Genomic DNA, 17,909 nt, shown 5'->3' with positions numbered 1-17,909 from the left:
TCAGTGCGAGGATGCCAAATGGCACGGGTGCTTCGGTCCGGCAAGCCGTCTATTTTTCTAGCTAAACTTAGCCAGCCTAGGCTTCCTGCAATAGTAGAACGTCCCCGGTTGTATCGGCTGCTCGATCGAGCACGCACGCGACCTGTCATCTGGATCAATGCGCCGCCTGGATTCGGCAAAACGACTCTTGTCGCGAGCTACCTCCGCGCCCGCAAGATCCGCCCCTTGTGGTATCAGGTGGACGAAGGAGATCGCGATCTTGCCACATTCTTTCATTATCTCAGTCTTGTGGCTAAGCAGGCGGCGCCGCGATATCGAAGGCCTCTTCCTCATCTGACCCCCGAATACTTGCAAGGACTGCCGACGTTCACCCGCCGGTTTTTCGAACACCTCTATGCGCGACTCAAGCGACCCGCGCTCCTGATTCTCGACAACTATCAGGAAGTGCCCGTGGATTCTCTCCTTCATGAGACGGTGGCGCTGGGGATTGAGGCATTACCTGAAAAGATCGGCGTGGTGGTGATGAGTCGCGCGTTGCCGCCACCGGCATTCGCACGGCTGCAAGCGATTCGGCAGATCCACTCTATTGATGAACAGGATCTGCGGCTCACCAAATCCGAGACACGAGCCATTGTGCGGTTGCACATGGGATCAAAGAAGGCGCCAAAACCTACGTTCATGACATTGCATGACAAACTGCAAGGATGGGTGGCAGGCCTGGTGCTCCAGCTGGAACAGATCAAAGCGGACCGCGCGCAGCAACCCATCGGTTCACGGGAGAGTCCTCAAGTGATCTTCGATTACTTGGCTCGAGAGGTGATGCAGCGGTTCAGCCCGGAGATGCAAAGGTTTTTGATACAGACGGCCTTTCTGCCCGACATGACGGCGGCCATGGCCACCCGGCTGACCGGAAACACGATGGCGGGCGACATTCTAGCCAAGCTCTATCAATCCCGCTATTTCACCGAACGGCGGGCTGAAACCGAGTATCTTTACCAGTACCATCCGCTGTTTCGAGAATTCTTGCGCGCTCGCGGGAAAGCCATTCTGCGCGCCGACGAAGTGACGGAAATTCAACGAGCGGCGGCCTCCATCTTGGAAGAAGCGGGGCGAGTTGAAGATGCTGTGACGCTGTATGCGGAGGCCGGCCAGATCCGAGAACTCATTCAGCTTGTGCTTGCTCGCGGTCCGGAGTTACTCCAGGAGGGGCGCAGCCAAACGTTGGAACGATGGCTTGCGCAGGTGCCGACCACCTATTTCGAGCAAGAACCGTGGCTCTCCTATTGGCTGGCCGCTTGCCGCTTGCCGGTTGCTCCAGTCGAGAGCGAAGCAATTTTTGAGAAAGCGTTCGAGCTGTTCAAGGCGCACGGCAATAGGGCAGGCCAGCTGCTGACGTTAGCCGGCATCATCTCGTCGATCCAATTCTCATGGATCGATAACAGCCGATTCGATCGCTGGATCGATATCATGTTGGAGACAGTATCGCCTGACGCATCCTTCCCTTCAAAGGAGATCGAGATCCAGTTCACGTTTTCCATGGTGACGGCATTGATGTGGAGACGACCGCAATCCTCATTTATTGCACCGTGGATTGATCGCGCAAAGCATGTTCTTGAGGAAGTGCCAGACGTGGAGAAGTATTCTTTTTTCGTAGCTGTTTTGGGCAGTTTCTTAACGTGGCTCGGCGATATAGAGTCTGCCGACAAATATTCGAGAATCTTGAAATCTGCCGCCGAATCCGAAACCAGCCCGCCCTTGATGCGCGTGGTCTATTATGCAAACAGAGTGATGGTAGACTGGAGCCGCGGAGATCCGGAGGAATCTTTGCGTCTCGTTGAGCAGGGGCTCGCGATCTCCAAGAAAACCGGGGTGTATGTGCTTGACGTGGCTCTACTCTCAGCAGGTATCTACGCTTCGCTGTTTCGGAAAGATGTGATTTCTGCTGAGCAATACCGCAAACAAAGTGCTCCCTTAGTGACGCACCCCGCTCATATAATGCGTGCGAATTACATGTATTTGCGGGCATGGATTATGAGAGTTAAAGGAGATCTGAGAAAGGCGTGGGAGTTCATCAAGGAAGGGTTGGAAGTAAAAGGATTAGGAGGAAGCCCTTATCCCAAAGCGCTTCTCAGCTGCGCAGCTGCTGAATTATTACAGGGCCTCGGTGAAGAGGAGCAGGCGGACAAATATCTGGGACAAGCGCTGTCTGTTGCGAAAGACATGGAAAGCCGCCTGCTCCAATTTATGGGAAATCTGTTCCAATCACAGTTTGCATTCGAGCGGGGGCACGAAGAGGCAGCGCTAGCGGTCCTACGGAAGGCGTTCGCCATTGGCAGGCAAGGTCGGTTCAGTTTCTTTCCATGGTTAGTGCCGCAAAACATGGCCCACCTCTGTGCCAGGGCGTTAGAAGCGAAGATTGAGGTTGATTACGTGCAGGATCTGATTCGTAAAACCCGACTGGTCCCCAACGCCGATGCTTTGGCAAACGAGACCTGGCCCTGGCCCGTCAAAATCTATACGCTGGGCCGCTTTGAGATTCGTGTAGATGGCAGGCCGTTGCCGCCGCGCCGAAAAGCGCCGTACCGCGTACTGAATTTGCTCAAGGCGATGATTGCCTTTGGTGGCCAGGACATTCCCACGTCACGGCTGATCGATGCCTTGTGGCCGGATGCAGAGGGCGACGCGGGCGAGGAGACCTTTCATAAGACGCTTCAACGCCTCCGCCGTTTGCTAAATCACGACGGCCTCATCCAAGTCGGGGGAAATAGGGTGTCGTTGAATCGACAAGTGTGCTGGGTGGATGCCCTGGCATTTCAGACCCTGCTCAACGGCGCTGACGATTCCATGCATCGACAGGCTCCACTCGATGCAAAAAGCCGACGCTATGAGCAGGCGATTGCCCTGTACCGAGGGCCATTCCTCGAAGTAGATGGTGCTTATGAATGGGCCGATCACAGCAGAGAACGCCTCAGACATCAGTTTGAACGATCAATACAGCACGTGAGTGAGTGGAAGAAGATGGGGGGACAGGATGAAGCAGCATTAACCTGTTTGGAAAATGGACTGGAAGCCGATCCATTGGCTGAGCCGATTTATCCACACTTGATCAGATTTCTCCTCAACTTAGAGCGCCTGGACGAAGCCAACCATGTCTTAGCTCGCTATCATAAGGCAGTGGTCATGGCTGGAAGAGAACCCTCCGTGGAAATGCAACACCTCGCCAAGAACCTTTCGGCATCTTAATCCGCTAATCCTCTTCAGCTTATGACCATCCTGTTTGTTTTTAGCAAAAGCGCACCTGACTCTGCCCCGTCAGCAGTCGCCGTCAAAAAATTGGCACTCATATCTCATGCCGCGTTCCCTCAAAACAAAATGAAGGGCTGGAACGGCAATGTGTCCCCCTATGTGTCCAAATTCGCATGCTATGAAAAAGACACTTGGAGACAAAGCAATGATCGATCACATGCAATCGATGCACACCGCAGGCGCTACGAGCATGGCCGCACTTATGTCTGGTGTGTGCGTGGTGGCATGAATACGGAGCAGTATTGAGAAGTCGATGACCTTGAACTGACGCGGATGAGAGTTCGATGATCGGAACATGAACTCACGGTTGCTCTGTGGCCGTCCGGCGAAAATGAAATACGGTGGGGTCACGAACTCGTGGGCGCGTCACCCGAATCAGATTGGATTCACCTGTATCGGTTCGGATTCGGTCTGTTCTAGTCGGTCGGCTGAGGAGGGCCAGGTCTGGCTGTGCGAGTTTCTGCAAAACGGAGTGAGTTATACGGTGGTTGTGCTGTTCAGCGGATTGAAGCGTGGCGTGTCGGCAAGGGCACGGAGTTTGCCATTTCTACGTAGTAGCAAGCGCAAGCCGAGGTAGAAATGTTTTCCGGTCCAATGTGTCCCTCTATTTGTCCTCCGCGCGATGAGAAGATATGAGTATTCTGCCGAAATGAGTGGGCGAGGTGTTCTCGCCTACGCGTACTACCCAGGTGATGTGATGCGGGAATGGCTGCGTCGGACTGTCGAACGGCATGGAGATTTTTCAAACCCGCACTGCTCCATAAAATCCGTCCGCTCCCCTCATGATCGTTGCCGCACTGATCCGGTAATCATCCTCATCCGTCCAGTCACGCCCACAACCGCTCGTCTTACGATCGTAGCACAATTCATCTGCTCGCGAGGTGTGGCCGGAAAGGTGGTCCATTCGCGCGCACAACAAGGAGGTCTCTATGACATCCTCCAAGAGATTGCTGTGCGGAGCCGTACTGGGATGTGCAATAGGAGGCGCGACGGTGCTGTGGACGGCTCGCGCTTTGCCTGAAACCACATCAGTCAACATCCCGATCGAGCTAGTGGCCGATTACATCCACGCGGTCGTCGAGGCTGACCGCGAGGTGTATACCAAGCATGCCGTGGAACGGATGCAAACGAAAGGGGTCGTCGCGGTGTCGGAGAAATGGGAGGAAAAAAACACCATGCCGCTTCCGATCCAATTCCTCAAGGAATCCGGACGCCTCGTCGGCAAGAAGGGCCTTGGGGTGCAGTACCGGCTGATCAGCTCTTGGCCGATCAACAAACGCAATGTGGTGGCGAACGCGCTTGAAAGTATCGGACTCGGCGCCGTCGTGACGAATCCCGATCGTCCCTACAAGGGCGTCACGAATGTCGGTGATACCCGATATTTTGAAGCGGTCTATGCAGATCTGGCCGTCACTCAGTCTTGTGCCGGTTGCCACAATGCCCATCCCGACAGCCCGAAGCGGGACTTCAAGCTTAATGACGTCATGGGTGCGATCGTGGTCAGTATTCAGTTGGCGCAGTAGCCGCCCAGCGGTTTCGAAGAACCATAGTGCTGAACCGTTCTGTGGATTGAAGGGTTCGCACCGACGACAGCACAGGAATTGCTCCGTCCGTACAGCAAGTCCCAGGTCGAGAGAGGACTGGGCAGTCTCACCCCGCAGCCCATTCCTTTGTGAGGCCCGACCTAGCCCGCATTACGCAGGTGCGTCATTGCGGCTGGATTGTAGAAGACTGCCGAGGCATTGTCCGCCTGCGCCGCGAAGGCATTGCCCTGGGCGATGGCCGCAGCATCGTGAAACGGATTGCGGAATCCATCGGCGAGACCAGCTTGAGGAAAAAAAGACTCGAAACAACGGTCAGGAAAGCAAGAACCAAAAAAGTAGTCGGCGAACACCGATAGTTGCTATGCGGGAGAGACGAGAGATTTGGTTGAAGTTGGAAAACAAATCAAAACATCGCACAGAGGCGATGGAATCTAACAGCTTCAGTTACGAAGAATCAATCATCACATGAGCCGTGGACTTGTGTTTCTGGGGATGCTGTGGAAGATTAGGCCCTCCTCGAATCCTCGGGTGTTGGGTAACCGTGACGCAACGAAGAAAGAGCCAAAAGACCAGGCTGGCCAAACTGACCCCGCCGACGCTCCCGGTGGTGCTTAAACGGCCACGACTCTTTCGGCTCCTCGACCATGCTCGAACGCATCCTATTACCTGGGTCTCGGCACCGGCCGGATCAGGAAAGACCACGCTGATAGCGAGTTACCTGAAGGCGCGGCGTTTGCCGGTCTGTTGGTATCGGCTGGATGAATCCGACGCCGATCCGTCCTCCTTCTTTCACTTTCTCAGCCTCGGTGCTAGGACGTTGGCGCCGAGATTTCGAAAACCGCTGCCGGCCCTGACCCCGGAGTATGCGCTGGGGCTGCCAACCTTCACCCGGCGGTTTTTTCAAGAGCTCTGTGCGCGCATGCCCCGACGCTGCGTCGTGGTACTGGATAATTATCAAGAGGTACCAGATCAGTCCGTGCTGCATCAATTGTTACCCCATGCGTTCCAGGAGGTACCGGCCCACGTCTCCATTATTGTGATGAGCCGTCTGGATCCTCCACCGCCGATGGCGTCTCTGCAATCTAATCAAACAATGACTCAGATCGGTGCTGAACCGCTGAACCTCTTTAGGCACGAAGCAAAGGCACTTATCCAATTGCATTTAAAACGGAAAGCAGACCGCACCATAAAAGAGTTTGTTGATGAGGTCTACCATCGAGTGGGAGGATGGGCAGCAGGACTAATGCTGACGCTGGAGCATGTCAAAAGCCGTTACGCCACGGCCCTGGATCGTATGGGAGATGCCCCGGAGGCCATCTTTCAATACCTGGCCAGTGAGATCATGGAACGGCTCACGCCTGACAAACAAGAGTTGTTACTCAGAACATCAGTCCTGTCCGATATCAGCGTGCCGCTGGCGGAACGATTGTCGAATCTGCCTCACGCCGGCGCCATCCTCTTGGCGCTGCATGCCGGGCGCTATTTCACCGAGCGTCGTCAGGGGGCAGACCCGTCGTATCGGTACCATCCACTCTTCCGGGATTTTCTCCTGCATCGGGCGCAGCAGGTCTTGGGTCCCATTGAATTCCGATCGCTCCAGCGGAAAGCGGCGGAGTTGCTCGTGAGCACCGGTCGCATCGAGGACGGGGTGCTGTTGCTCCAGGCAGCGGAAGATTGGGAAGGGCTGGTGCCGGTCATTCTGGCGCAGGCGAACGGCTTGATCGAGGCAGGACGTAGTCAAACTTTGGAGATGTGGATACGCAGCGTGCCTGAATCGGTGCGCGACGAAATCCCCTGGCTGAATTTCTGGCTGGCAACCACCAGGGTGTCATTCAACCCGGACGAAGCGTACGAAATCTTTGACAATACGCTGGCGCAATTTTGCGCGCAGGATGAACAGGTTGGCGCCTTGTTGTCGTGGTGTGGAGCGGTCCGGGCGGTCTTGATACGGTGGACCGGCCTTGGTCGGATCACAAGACTATTGGAGTTGTTCCCGAGCATCCACACAGAAGGTGCGTCCTATCCATCTATTGAGGTCGAAGCTCACGTTGCAGACTGCATGGCGGGTGCCATCATGCAAACCCAGCCGCACAGGAGTGATGCGAGGAGGTGGTTGGATCGGGCGGTCAGTCTGAGCGAGCAACTGCCGCCGGCCATGCAAACCGGCTCCCGGTACATGACGGAAATCTATTATCTGTGGTTCGGGGATATCGCTGCGGCCAGAGCAAGTCTGGAACAATCCTCTCCCCACTCGTATGGGCGCCAGTGGAATCCGATCACTGCCATCTTTTCTCATGCGACCAACGCAACCCTTGCCTGGTTCGACAGCGAATTCGATCTATGCCGTATGCACGTCGAAAAGGCAAGAGAGTTGGGGAGCCGATCGGGCCTTCATGTGTGGGACGGTCTCATCATCAGCCAAGGGGTGGCCGGGGAATTACTGGCTGGGAACTTGTCTGCCGCGGAAGCGCTCTTGCGAGAAGTCGATGCCGCCACTGAACGACTTGGGGGAATTCATCGAGCCCATTTTGAACACTTCTTTTCGTGGTTCAAGCTTTTACGGGGCGATTTTCAAGAAGCGTTAGAACATATCCAACTATCAACCGAGTTGATCGCAGCGGCAGGCGGAAACATGTTTGGTGAGGGCGTCAATGGAGTGATCAGGGCTCATGCTTTACGTGAGCTTGGTCAACAGGATAGGGCGACACAATGGATTGAACGGGTCATAGAGATCGGTGATCGGATGCAGAGTGATGTCATTCGGTTCGGAGTATGGATGCTGACCGCGCAACTGGCTTTTGATCGGGATGATGAGGCGTCGGGTCTCGCTGCGCTCCAGAAAGCCTTCGCGATCGGAGAGGCGTCAGGCTTGATGCAGTATACAGGATGCCAGCCAGAAATGATGGCACAGCTATGCGCCAAGGCTCTGAATGCCGGGATCCACGTACCCTTCGTGCAACGCATGATCAAGAAACGTCGGTTCGCCCCCCCACCGGGGGCGTGGTTGATCGACGCCTGGCCCTGGCGGATCAAGATTCGGACGTTCGGGAAACTGGCGGTGGAGGTGGACGGCAAGCCGCTGGGGAAACAACGCAAGGCGCCCCATCGATTGCTGGAATTACTGGCTGCGATCATTGCCTTCGGCGGGCACGACGTGCCGGTGTCCCGCTTGGTCGATGCACTCTGGCCAGAGGCCGATGGAGACACGGCTCAGGAGAACTTCAAAAAATCGATCGCCCGTTTGCGCAAACTTCTTTCCGTTGACGATGTCATTCAGTGGCAAGACGGCAAGATCTCGCTGAATCCGAACCTCTGCTGGGTCGATGTGTGGGCGTTCGACAAGCACTCCAACCGCGAAGACGGGCAAGCCATGGCGCTCTACAACGGCCCCTTCCTCGGGCCTGAGGAAATTCCGGCTTGGGCTGAGTCTCGGCGAGATCAAGAACGAACCAGATTCGTTCGCTTCGTGAACCGCCACTGCGACAAGGCTGTAGCTGCAGAAAAAGTGGAAGAAGCGATTCAGTCTCTCGAACAAGCCATCGAAATCGATCCTCTGGCCGAACCTCTCTATCAATGGCTGATTCCGTTACTCATGGCGCAAGGCCGCCAAGCCGATGCGCGACGGTACTATCAGGCTTGCGTAAAGGCCTATCATCGATGGGGAAACGGAGACCTTTCCTCTGAAACCCTCCGCCTTGGACAGAGCCTCACTCATTGACGGCAAATCTTCCTTTGGGAAGCGAAGGCTTCTCCAGTAGACGAGTTCAGTAGATCTGTCCAACTTCTGGACAACGATTTCCCCATCATTTGGTATCAAGAAAGTCAAGAATGCGTAATAAACGAATTTGTCCCCCTAATTGTCCCCTGGCACGAGCGTATATCGCTGCATCAAGAGTATTTCATGAGTCAGACAACACGGCCAATGACGCCGTAGAGTAGATGCAGATAGCCAGGCGCTACTTATGAGCTTACAGATTCTGTCCAAAGAAGTGGAGCCACGTATTACTGTGCCAATCACACAGCTCAGGTCAGCAAGAAATGAGGGCGTGTGAAGTAGCTTAGCGTCGACTTTAATGAAAAAACCAATCGCTTTCATTATGAGTAGCATCAGTTGGCCTTTAATAGGGCTGATAGTTTTTGTCTCCTATGTTTCTCCAGCTTTGGCCCAGCGTGAGTTTCCCTCACAACCTCGCCCATTCTCTCAGTTCTCGTGTGGGCCTCATCTCCTTACGTATGAAGTCTATACAGCAAATGGACAACGCGGGAGAGGAGTTCGATGCGTCAAAGTGAAAATGTGGCCCCCCAGAAATCCAGCTGTACCCGCCCAGTACGATTTCGCTTGGTATGGGGAAGGAGACTGGGGAGAGGGAACCTATCGCCACGTAGGTTATGCCTTTAACAGTGCAGAGTTGCCGCATATTGGGGTGGCTGATATTTTCGGAAATGGGGAAAAATTTGGCAATGCCTATCCTCCCCACACATTTGATAACACAACTGATCAAACAACTATTATTAGGCTGAAGCAAATCGTTGGAAACTGGCCTGCTCCCAATGAAATTCATCTTGATGGTGTGTGGAAAGAAGTATGGAAACGTGTTGATACTACTTCCTATCAGCTGCTTTCAAAGATCAAAACCTGTGGCCAGCACTTCCATGAATACCACGCGCAACTACTTGATCCCAGCATTACAGACCGAGGAGTTCGCTGCGTCAGTAAGTATGGGTCCGTGTGGTTTGGGTCAGGGAAGTGGGGGGCTAAAGAATACATGCATCTAGGCATTCTCGATTGGGGCCAAGATGAGAATGGCGTGTTTGGACCAGGGGAGGCAAGCGATATCTGCCATCGTGGGTCCTTCTGTGGCGTCACGCCTGCCCAGGGCATCCAATTCATCAGGCAGGGAAGTGACATAAGAGTGGGTGGGGCATGGAATGAACTATGGGTTGCAGACAAATCTCTTGGTATTTCCATTCTCACGATCAACCTCCGCGGTGTGGTGGATGTTCCCTGTCGAACCGGAGTGCGGTGGGAGGATCGCTTTCGTCGGATTGCTACTTGGATGAAAGAGACGGGGAATAGGCCCGATATTATTCCTCTACAAGAAGCAGTCGGATGGATATGGTGTCCAACCAATTTCGAAACAATCCAGGATTATACGGCGTTAGATCTGCTGCTTGATGCGATTCGCGACGCGACAGGGGAACAATACCGGATTGCGTATCTAGTCGATTCTAAAGTACACGGGGCATTAGGAGACTGTGGCATAGGCGGTGGCGTGTTGGGTGGATGTCAAGTGTGGGGGACCAGGGCCTTGCTCTACCGAGCCTCGCGGCTCCGTAATGACCTTGCAACAGCTTTTTCTGATGCAGTCCCTCATGACGATGGCCAAATCATCGGACCACACCTACGACGCAGCTTACCAGCTTGTAACATGGCTCCAGGTCGCACAGATGTGACAAATTTCATAGACGGTATTCCTCAGGTTGACAAGTGCGACCGCCCCACACCAAGTGGGTTTACATGGGTCCAGCGTCAAGGTGGATCACCGGACGGAGCGTTCGATGCGGCCTTCAGCCGGTTCGAATTGATTAGTCAGCCGCGCAATTTTATTCACCTGTATAATGTCCATTTTAGCTGGGTCCACTCGCCCATTATGACACCGAAGCCAGGAGTCGAAAATGTGACATCGTTAGTCACTACCGTGGAAAAGCGGTTTGCAGCTTCCTCACCAGCGCGTCTTTATGCGCCTATTTTGGTAGGAGATTTCAATCTCGGTGAGGGTGATGTAAAGGCTCACTTTCCAGATTTTCGAGTGGCAACATGGACGCCGGAGGTCATGGGAGCACTAGTGGGGAGGGAGGCCATTTTCCCATCCAAGCAGAGGGCCTACATAAAGAAGCCTGAAGTGCTGCCTGTGCCAAATTGCGCCGAGAATGCGCCAGGAGGAATTCCGAGTGGAGGAGGACCAATCGAACGACTCTGGTCAGACCATTGCGCGTTGTTTTTCCATGTGGAGTCAGCCCCATAAGATGAACCATGATTGCAACGGCCCAATTGGATCCTAAGTGCAATGACTGAGGGACGGTACGAATTTCTGGATATAGCTAGTAAGCGGGAATTTCCGTGCATCTGTTACGGTAACCTAAACCCCTTTCGGGAGATGCTTCTGTTTGCTACTTAGCTACGAGGAAATCAGGGCCACTCGTACAAGTGAACCAAGGCCATTAACAACTAGTACTGACTCGCACATCTTCCACCCTATAGAGAAAGGGACCTACCATGCCTAAGCTCGCATTCCACCCAAAGCGCCATGGCTATCATTTCCGTAATGATTTTGTTAATCGCATTCTACCGGGGGTTATCAATGGTGTGCAGACTGAGGGGCTATGTGGTGGTATGAGCATGTCGGCGCTCGACTATTGGCGGGCCGGTCTGCCAATCCCCACGCATAGCACAAAGGTATTGCCCCCTGCCCCTGAATCAAATAATCAGCCGCTCCCAGCTGAGGGATCCCGACTGCGGACCTATATTTTTGACAGGCAAATGAATAGCTTGTTGACCAGCCTCATGTTTACCCGCTGGGTGGTGTTCCCATGGTTTGGGCCGAACGACTTTCACAACTGGGCAATCAACAGCGAGTTCGAAATCGTACGTCGTCAGATCATGATGGGACGTCCTGCCATGCTAGGCCTATGGAGTATGGCAGGAGGTCCCACAGCAGGACACCAGGTGCTGTGCTATGGATTCGAAACAAACCCAAAGAAGCTTTACATCTATGATCCGAATCGCCCGGACGAGGAATGTGAACTCGTTCCAGTCTCTCCAGCCGTCGGCGTACAAGCCATCACAACAGACTCACAAACCACCTATAAGACCTATCGAGGATATTTTTTTACAGACGTCTACAATTGGGGAGAGAGGCCTCCTTATGCCCCTCCCTATCTCGATCTGGTGGTCACCCAGGGGATCGATCTCCAACCCTCTGGAAATACCAACGTTGGTGGTCCACTGGATATGAGTGTAGTGGTCAGGAACATCGGAGAGTATCCAGCCGAGTTTCAGCAACTGTATGTGTGGGTCCGCGGACCGCAGGGTCAAAATTTAGATAATCTGCTGGGTGCAGGCGAACCGGGTCTCACCAGACTGGACCCAGGCCAACAACGGCTTATCACCCGTCGTGCTCCCAGTTTTGGGAATGTCGTCGGAAGCTATACGATTGGTGTTTCGTATCTTTCGACCCAGAATGAATGGATCAATATTCCGTCCGGCAACATGGGTGCTGTTGCGCAACGCACTATCACGCTATGGACGCAGAAAACTCTGATCGAGAATAGGATGGTGTCGGTGCCAGAATCGTCGGCTGGAGTGGCAACGGGAGTAACACTGCAGCCTGGGGATGAGTTTGAGCTCTCTGGGTCGGGAACCGTCTGGGCCGGCGTATGGTTCACTGGCGTCAATGGGCCTGAAGGATGGATGGACAGAATTGAGTCGAATCCGGCCTCTCCCTATATCAATCAACCGGATGCCCATCCATTTTCTCTGGTCGGACGCTTCGGCACAGAACCGTTCTTTTATGTAGGAACGGGGCTCAGCCGCCGTGCATATCCACATCAGAACGCCCTGCCGCTCATCCTTCGCACCAACGATAACGCTCCAGGCAACGGGTCTGGATCGTTTCAGTGTCGTATTCAGGTGTGGCGTTAGAGACCTATGGAAGGCCGCCGTGCTTTAAGAATCCACTTACGAGTCTTGAGACGGCGTACTAGTGGCCTGTAACAGACAAAGTGGGAGTGATTCGATGCCGGGAATCAGCATACTTCCACTTCACGAGTTGCGCCCGTTTGTTGTAATGCCGAATATATCGCAGGAGCTTCCGCTTCAGATCCTGTTGGGATGTGAAGATACCGCGGGTGATTACCTCCCGTTCAATCTTGGCGAACCACAGATCCACTTGGTTGAGCCAGGAGGAGTACGTGGGCGTGAAATGCAAGCGAATCGTCGGATGGTCGCGCAAGAAGGCCTCCACCAGCTTGGTCTTGTGCGCGGAGAGATTGTCGAGGATTACGTGCAGCGCTTGCCCGCACGGTTGATGGGCCACGAGTTCGGTCAAGAACGCGACGAATTCGGCCGAGGTATGCCGCTCCGCGGTGCGGCCGAGCACCGTGCCGCTGCGCGTGTCAAACGCGGCGCAGAGCGACAGCGTCCCGTGTCGGGCATATTCAAAACCGTGCCGTTCCGCCCGTCCGGGCGAGAGCGGCAGCACGGGATCCAGCCGATCCAGCGCCTGGATCGCGGTCTTCTCATCGACACAGAAGACGGCTGCATGCTGGGGCGGATTCAAATACAGCCCAATGATATCCGCCGCCTTACGCTCAAAGTCCGGATCGTCCGACGCCATGTACCGTTTGAGGCGATGGGGCTTGGATTAAATGGGGGTCGGATACCTTTTATTCGTGCTGCGTCAGGATGACGGCAGGAGGTACGCGCAGGTTAGTGAGGGGGCGATGACGCCAACTGTCTGCACACCATCGTCCAAGACCGGGAAGCCCAAAGGCGTTGTAATTGGTTCCATCAATCCCAGGCCGGGGTCGGACTAGATCGCCTTGTCCAGCAGCCCACCCCTTGTGAAATCGGCGAATTTCTCTGGGGTCTTGTTCTGTGCATCACCAAAGCCGAGGCCGTATATCCGCGGCACGTCCAACAAGATGAACTGGGACAGGCACCGCGGGAGACGACGGAGTTTATCCCATCAAACAGCGTGACGAGGCGAGCAGGACGCGGCGGCCGTTACAGGCTGAGCGGTTCTTTGTAGTTCTGTAGCCAGAGGATGTGGTCGGTGAGGTCTTCGTGCTGATGACGGGTATGGCAGCGAAGCAGATAGCGAACCAATTCCGGGACAGGGCATTGTGTGGACAGAATGAGTCCGGCATGACTCTGGTTTATGACGGCCCACTGGCGGGCGAGAATCAAGAAGTCTCGCCGGTCGAAGGTGACGAGGACGCGCCTCTGTGCCGTGGCATAGCGCAATTGATCTTCGTCGCTTCGTCCAAGATGGTCGGCTTCTTGAGTGGTACGGCAATCGATTCCCCGTTCGCGCAGCATGACGGCGACGAGGGGATGAATGTGTTCGTCAAAGTACAGCTTCATGCGACAGTCGGAGCGGGTGGAAGGTGAGCGGGACGCGGGATCTCACCCACGCTCGACGTCCAGCGCGGCATCGGCGGTCGCTTCGGCGTCGACCTCGTCCCTGTTGTCGTAGTAGTAGGCAAGGGCGTCGTAGATGGCTCCCAGCGTGAGATGGGGGAATGCTGCTCGCAGTTCCTCCGGCGTGACGCCTTGACGCAGCACGTACTCGACCACACGATGGACGGAGAAGCGGGTTCCTGCGACATGTGGACGTCCGCCACAGATTGCGGCGTCCATGGTGACATGCGGGTGCAGCACTTTCGGCATCTCGATTGCTCCGGGAATCGACAGGCTTAGAGTACCCTGGACGCTTGGAATGGGTCAAATAATATGAGCCCTGATGACGATGCCATGGCTTGTCAGGTCTGGGCGCTGCGATACACCGCCAGTTCTTCGCGATTGCCGATCGCCACGATTTCCACGATCACCTCTTGCTCGATGATACGGCAGACGATTCTGATGCCCTTCTTCGCCGCATAGAGCGTGTAGTCGCCTGTGAGGTCTAGGCCGGCTTTATTTCCACGATGCTCACCAAGGAGGGGGAGATGTCTCGATCTTCTTGAGTTGCTTGGCAACCGGTTGTTTCAGGGACCCATCGAGGCGGCGAAAGTCGTCAGCTGCGTCCGCCGGGAGCGTGACGCTATAGCGCAAGGCGTTGTTCCGGCGGTAGATCTCGAGATGTTCCAGGAGGCTAAGGGCCTCTGCCATGGTTTCGTACTCTTCGACGGGAAGGAGAATGGTGTCCAGATGGTTATTTTTGACGACAGCCACGCGACGACGGCGCTTCTCGCTCAGATCGGCCAATACTTCTCCAAAGCACCGAGCGACTTTCGACGCGCTGAGCAGTTCATCTTTCTTGTACGCGACGGCCATAGTGAAACCTCCTAGCAATAAATTTCGTGTGTAATATAGCGCCTAATTGCCATAGCCTCAACTCGTCATTAGAAAGCAGGCAAGACCACGACAGCGCAGGATTTGCTAAGCCTATAACAGCAGGTTCCCGGTCAGGAAAGGCGGGGCCGCCCGATCCAGCAGAAGCAAACTTGTATGTGGATTTTGTGCCTGGGACTCCAGGAGTACATACCCAGGGGAAAAGCTTGGACGAGTTGCAGAAGGATCTAAACTTTTCGCGCGTAACGTTTTACCATTCACGTCTATAGCTCGCAGCCCGGGCGAGTTCCCTATGTTCTCGTCTATCGGCTGCCGCGCAGCGCTGGACAGATTCATGGGCTTCCTGCCGCAGGCGCTCCGTGCCGGCGGCATCCACTGTGAGCTCTTTGAGCTTTAGCTCGCACATGATACAGCCTCCGAAACTCGCGCCACTCGGCTGATCCTTATTGTCGCTTCACCCCTAACCCCTTACGTCTTACATTTGTGAGAGCGCTCCTGCCACGAACTTGCCCGCTTTCATCACGCCCACAATCTTGTCCCGGTCCCGCAGCACCCCGATCCGTCTGAGTGGGTTCCCTTTCAGGATCACAAGATCAGCTTCCATTCCTTTGATCAGTGTTCCGACTGAATCCTGAATCCCGATGAGCTGGGCAGCCGTGGCGGTCGAGGCGACAATGGCTTCCATTGGCGTCATGCCAAAAGCAACCATCCGTTCAAGCTCCTGCGCGTTGTCTCCATGGTAATTGAATGGGGTTCCGGCATCGGTACCCATGGCGATGGCGATGCCGCTTCGATGGGCTGCTTTGAAGCTGGCCTGGTGCCGCCTGGTCATGGCTTTGGCTTTCGCCAATGCACTTTCGGGAATGCCGCAGCCTGGCCGACAGGCCGCCGTCGTAGCCAGAGCCGAAAGGGTAGGGACCATGTAGACTCCATAGCGCTTCATGAGCGCTCCCGACTCGTCATCCAACAAAGTGGCATGTTCGATCGACCGGACCCCTGCATTGATCGCGTTTTTCATTCCGGCGGCACCGTGGGCATGGGCGGCGACTCTTCTCCCAGCTTGCTGTGCCGCATCGACCGCTGCCGCTAACTCTTCCATCGTCATTTGGGCCTCGTCCGGCGAAGTGCCGGGCGTCAGCACTCCCCCCGAGGCAATGATCTTGATGACCCCTGCACCGGCTGCAACCTGTTCCGCCACAACCCGCCTGACCTGCTCAGTGCCTTCCACTTCCTGGCCGATGAACCGTGCGTGGCCACCGATCATGCAGATGGCGCGTCCTGCGCCGATGATGCGTGGCCCAGGCATCAAGCCCGATTCGATGGCCTGTTTCAGCGTGAAGATAGAATGATCCCGGGATCCAACATCGCGCACTGTGGTAAATCCGGCGTCGATCGTCGCCTTCGCATGTATGGCCGACTTCAGCAACGTATAGGAAGGCTGCTCTGATTCGAGCGTGCCGACGACATCCGGCTCTCCGCCCAAGCAAAGATGGACATGACAGTCGATGAGTCCTGGAATAATTGAAAGGCCACGACCGTCGATACGGACTGCTCCTTTGGGAATTCTAACTTCGTTGCTTGGGCCGACCGCCAAGATCTTTGTGCCGCGCACGACGAGTGTCGCCTTGTCGTGAAGGTCTCCCGTCCCATCGATGAGGCGCGCCTGATGAATGGCAATCATCACAACTTATCGCCTCTACTATAGATATGCGCAGCGGCTTGCAGCGCGGCGCCGGGAGTTGAGACCCAACCGCTACAAATACCGATCTCCTCCATTGCGTTCAACAGGGTCAGAACGTTGGCCTCAGTCGATGATTCTCCCATCAGTCCGATTCTCCAGACCTTTCCCTTGAGTGGGCCAAGGCCTCCTCCGATTTCGATGTCGAACATCCCCAGCAATTGGGAGCGGACCGCTGCCTCATCGATATGCGCTGGAACGGTGACGCAAATCAGCGTCGGAAGCCGCTGATCAGGGGGAGGCAATGGGTCGAGACCGAGAGCCATCAGTCCTGCGAGCAGCGCCCGGCTATTTAGTTGATGGCGGACAAACCTGGCTGGAAGCCCCTCTTCCTCGATCAGACGCAATGCTTCCCGCAGGCCATAGAGCATCGAAATCGGTGCCGTATGATGGTAGGCACGGTTGCGCTCCGTCCAGTAATCCGCAATGAGGGACAGGTCAAAATACCAGCTTTGACAGGGAGAACGGCGATTCTTGACGATGGACAGTGCGCGTTCGCTTAACGTAAGGGGAGCCAAGCCGGGTGGGCAACTCAGACATTTTTGCGTGGCGCTGTAGCAAACATCGATGCCCCACCGATCGACTTCCACAGGGATTCCACCAAGCGAGGTGACCGCATCGACGATCAGCAGGGCATTGTACTTGCGACACAGAGCGCTGATCGGTTCGAGGGGTTGCCATGCCCCCGTCGAAGTTTCAGCATGCACCAACGCAACGGCCTTGACCGAACTCGACTGCTGGAGCGCCGCGGCAATCGCATCCGGTTCGATCACCTGCCCCCACGGAACTTCCACTCGAATAGCCTTCCCTCCGCAGCGCTCCACGATTGCCGCGAGTCTGGTCCCGAACACACCGTTGATGCCCACGATAACTGCGTCGCCCGGCTCGACGACATTCACGACCGCAGCTTCCATACCGGCTGACCCAGTCCCTGAGACGGCAATTGTAAATTGATTGCTCGTCGAGAATACGTGGCGCAAGAGCGCTTGGATGTCGTTCATCGCCTGTAAGAAAACCGGATCCAGATGTCCAACAAGCGGAGTTGCCAGGGCTTCTAGTACCCGAGGATGCACGATGCTGGGGCCCGGCCCCAGCAGTAGCCGTCGTGGGGCGAGAAAATTCTCCATAGCAAATAGGCTCCTTAAATCGCGCGGTTAGTATAGCCAAGTATGATGGCTAAGGCTATGTGAGAAATACCTATCGGAAGTGTCCGATAGTTACTTTGAGGGGATTCAGCGGGTGACGG

General features: G+C 55.2%; 12 protein-coding genes and 1 pseudogene. 5 read left to right on the top strand and 8 right to left on the bottom strand.

What is annotated here, in order from left to right; genetic code table 11:
* The first annotated feature begins 18 nt into the window (after positions 1-18).
* Positions 19-3,243, top strand: a complete 3,225-nt coding sequence (locus tag P0120_14650; GenBank protein MDF0675559.1) for a BTAD domain-containing putative transcriptional regulator — start codon at positions 19-21, stop codon at positions 3,241-3,243.
* 992 nt (positions 3,244-4,235) lie between these two features.
* On the top strand, positions 4,236-4,829 hold the full coding sequence (locus tag P0120_14645; GenBank protein MDF0675558.1) for a DUF3365 domain-containing protein: 594 nt from the start codon (positions 4,236-4,238) through the stop codon (positions 4,827-4,829).
* Positions 4,830-4,990: 161 nt separating this feature from the next.
* Here P0120_14645 and P0120_14640 read toward each other — a convergent pair whose 3' ends face one another.
* Positions 4,991-5,200: a hypothetical protein gene (locus P0120_14640; protein ID MDF0675557.1), complete on the bottom strand. Its 210-nt coding sequence runs from the start codon at positions 5,198-5,200 to the stop codon at positions 4,991-4,993.
* A 191-nt stretch (positions 5,201-5,391) separates the two neighbouring features.
* Here P0120_14640 and P0120_14635 point away from each other — a divergent pair, with 191 nt between their 5' ends.
* The 3 genes from P0120_14635 to P0120_14625 all read left to right on the top strand — a co-directional run bounded on the left by P0120_14635 (position 5,392) and on the right by P0120_14625 (position 12,552).
* A complete protein-coding gene (locus tag P0120_14635; GenBank protein MDF0675556.1) occupies positions 5,392-8,568 on the top strand; it encodes a BTAD domain-containing putative transcriptional regulator in 3,177 nt (1,058 codons plus the stop codon).
* 568 nt (positions 8,569-9,136) lie between these two features.
* The gene (locus tag P0120_14630) at positions 9,137-10,876 is read left to right on the top strand and encodes a hypothetical protein (GenBank protein ID MDF0675555.1); all 1,740 of its coding nucleotides are present in this window, start codon (positions 9,137-9,139) and stop codon (positions 10,874-10,876) included.
* 515 nt (positions 10,877-11,391) lie between these two features.
* Entirely contained in the window at positions 11,392-12,552 is a 1,161-nt protein-coding gene (locus P0120_14625; GenBank protein ID MDF0675554.1) for a hypothetical protein, read from the top strand.
* Positions 12,553-12,610: 58 nt separating this feature from the next.
* On the opposite strand, the pseudogene P0120_14620 reads toward P0120_14625, so the two are convergent.
* The 7 genes and pseudogenes from P0120_14620 to P0120_14590 all read right to left on the bottom strand — a co-directional run bounded on the left by P0120_14620 (position 12,611) and on the right by P0120_14590 (position 17,790).
* Positions 12,611-13,258 (bottom strand): annotated as a pseudogene (locus P0120_14620) (IS630 family transposase).
* 377 nt (positions 13,259-13,635) lie between these two features.
* Positions 13,636-13,995, bottom strand: coding sequence for a DUF5615 family PIN-like protein (locus P0120_14615; protein MDF0675553.1), 360 nt, complete (start codon positions 13,993-13,995; stop codon positions 13,636-13,638).
* Between the two features lie 42 nt (positions 13,996-14,037).
* The gene (locus tag P0120_14610) at positions 14,038-14,292 is read right to left on the bottom strand and encodes a DUF433 domain-containing protein (protein ID MDF0675552.1); all 255 of its coding nucleotides are present in this window, start codon (positions 14,290-14,292) and stop codon (positions 14,038-14,040) included.
* Between the two features lie 270 nt (positions 14,293-14,562).
* Positions 14,563-14,907 (bottom strand): hypothetical protein, encoded by a 345-nt coding sequence (locus P0120_14605; GenBank protein MDF0675551.1) that lies wholly within the window; start codon positions 14,905-14,907, stop codon positions 14,563-14,565.
* Positions 14,908-15,175: 268 nt separating this feature from the next.
* Entirely contained in the window at positions 15,176-15,331 is a 156-nt protein-coding gene (locus tag P0120_14600; GenBank protein ID MDF0675550.1) for a hypothetical protein, read from the bottom strand.
* Positions 15,332-15,400: 69 nt separating this feature from the next.
* A complete protein-coding gene (locus tag P0120_14595; GenBank protein ID MDF0675549.1) occupies positions 15,401-16,606 on the bottom strand; it encodes an amidohydrolase family protein in 1,206 nt (401 codons plus the stop codon).
* Positions 16,606-17,790 carry an alanine--glyoxylate aminotransferase family protein gene (locus tag P0120_14590; protein ID MDF0675548.1) on the bottom strand — a complete coding sequence of 395 codons (1,185 nt, stop codon included), beginning with the start codon at positions 17,788-17,790 and terminating at the stop codon, positions 16,606-16,608. The genes P0120_14595 and P0120_14590 overlap by 1 nt, the downstream gene beginning before the upstream one ends.
* Positions 17,791-17,909: the final 119 nt, after the last annotated feature.

The sequence above is a fragment of the Nitrospira sp. genome (assembly GCA_029194675.1).
GTDB lineage: Bacteria > Nitrospirota > Nitrospiria > Nitrospirales > Nitrospiraceae > Nitrospira_D.
Note: the sequence above shows the minus strand (reverse complement) of the source record. Positions and strands in the feature narration are given on the sequence as shown.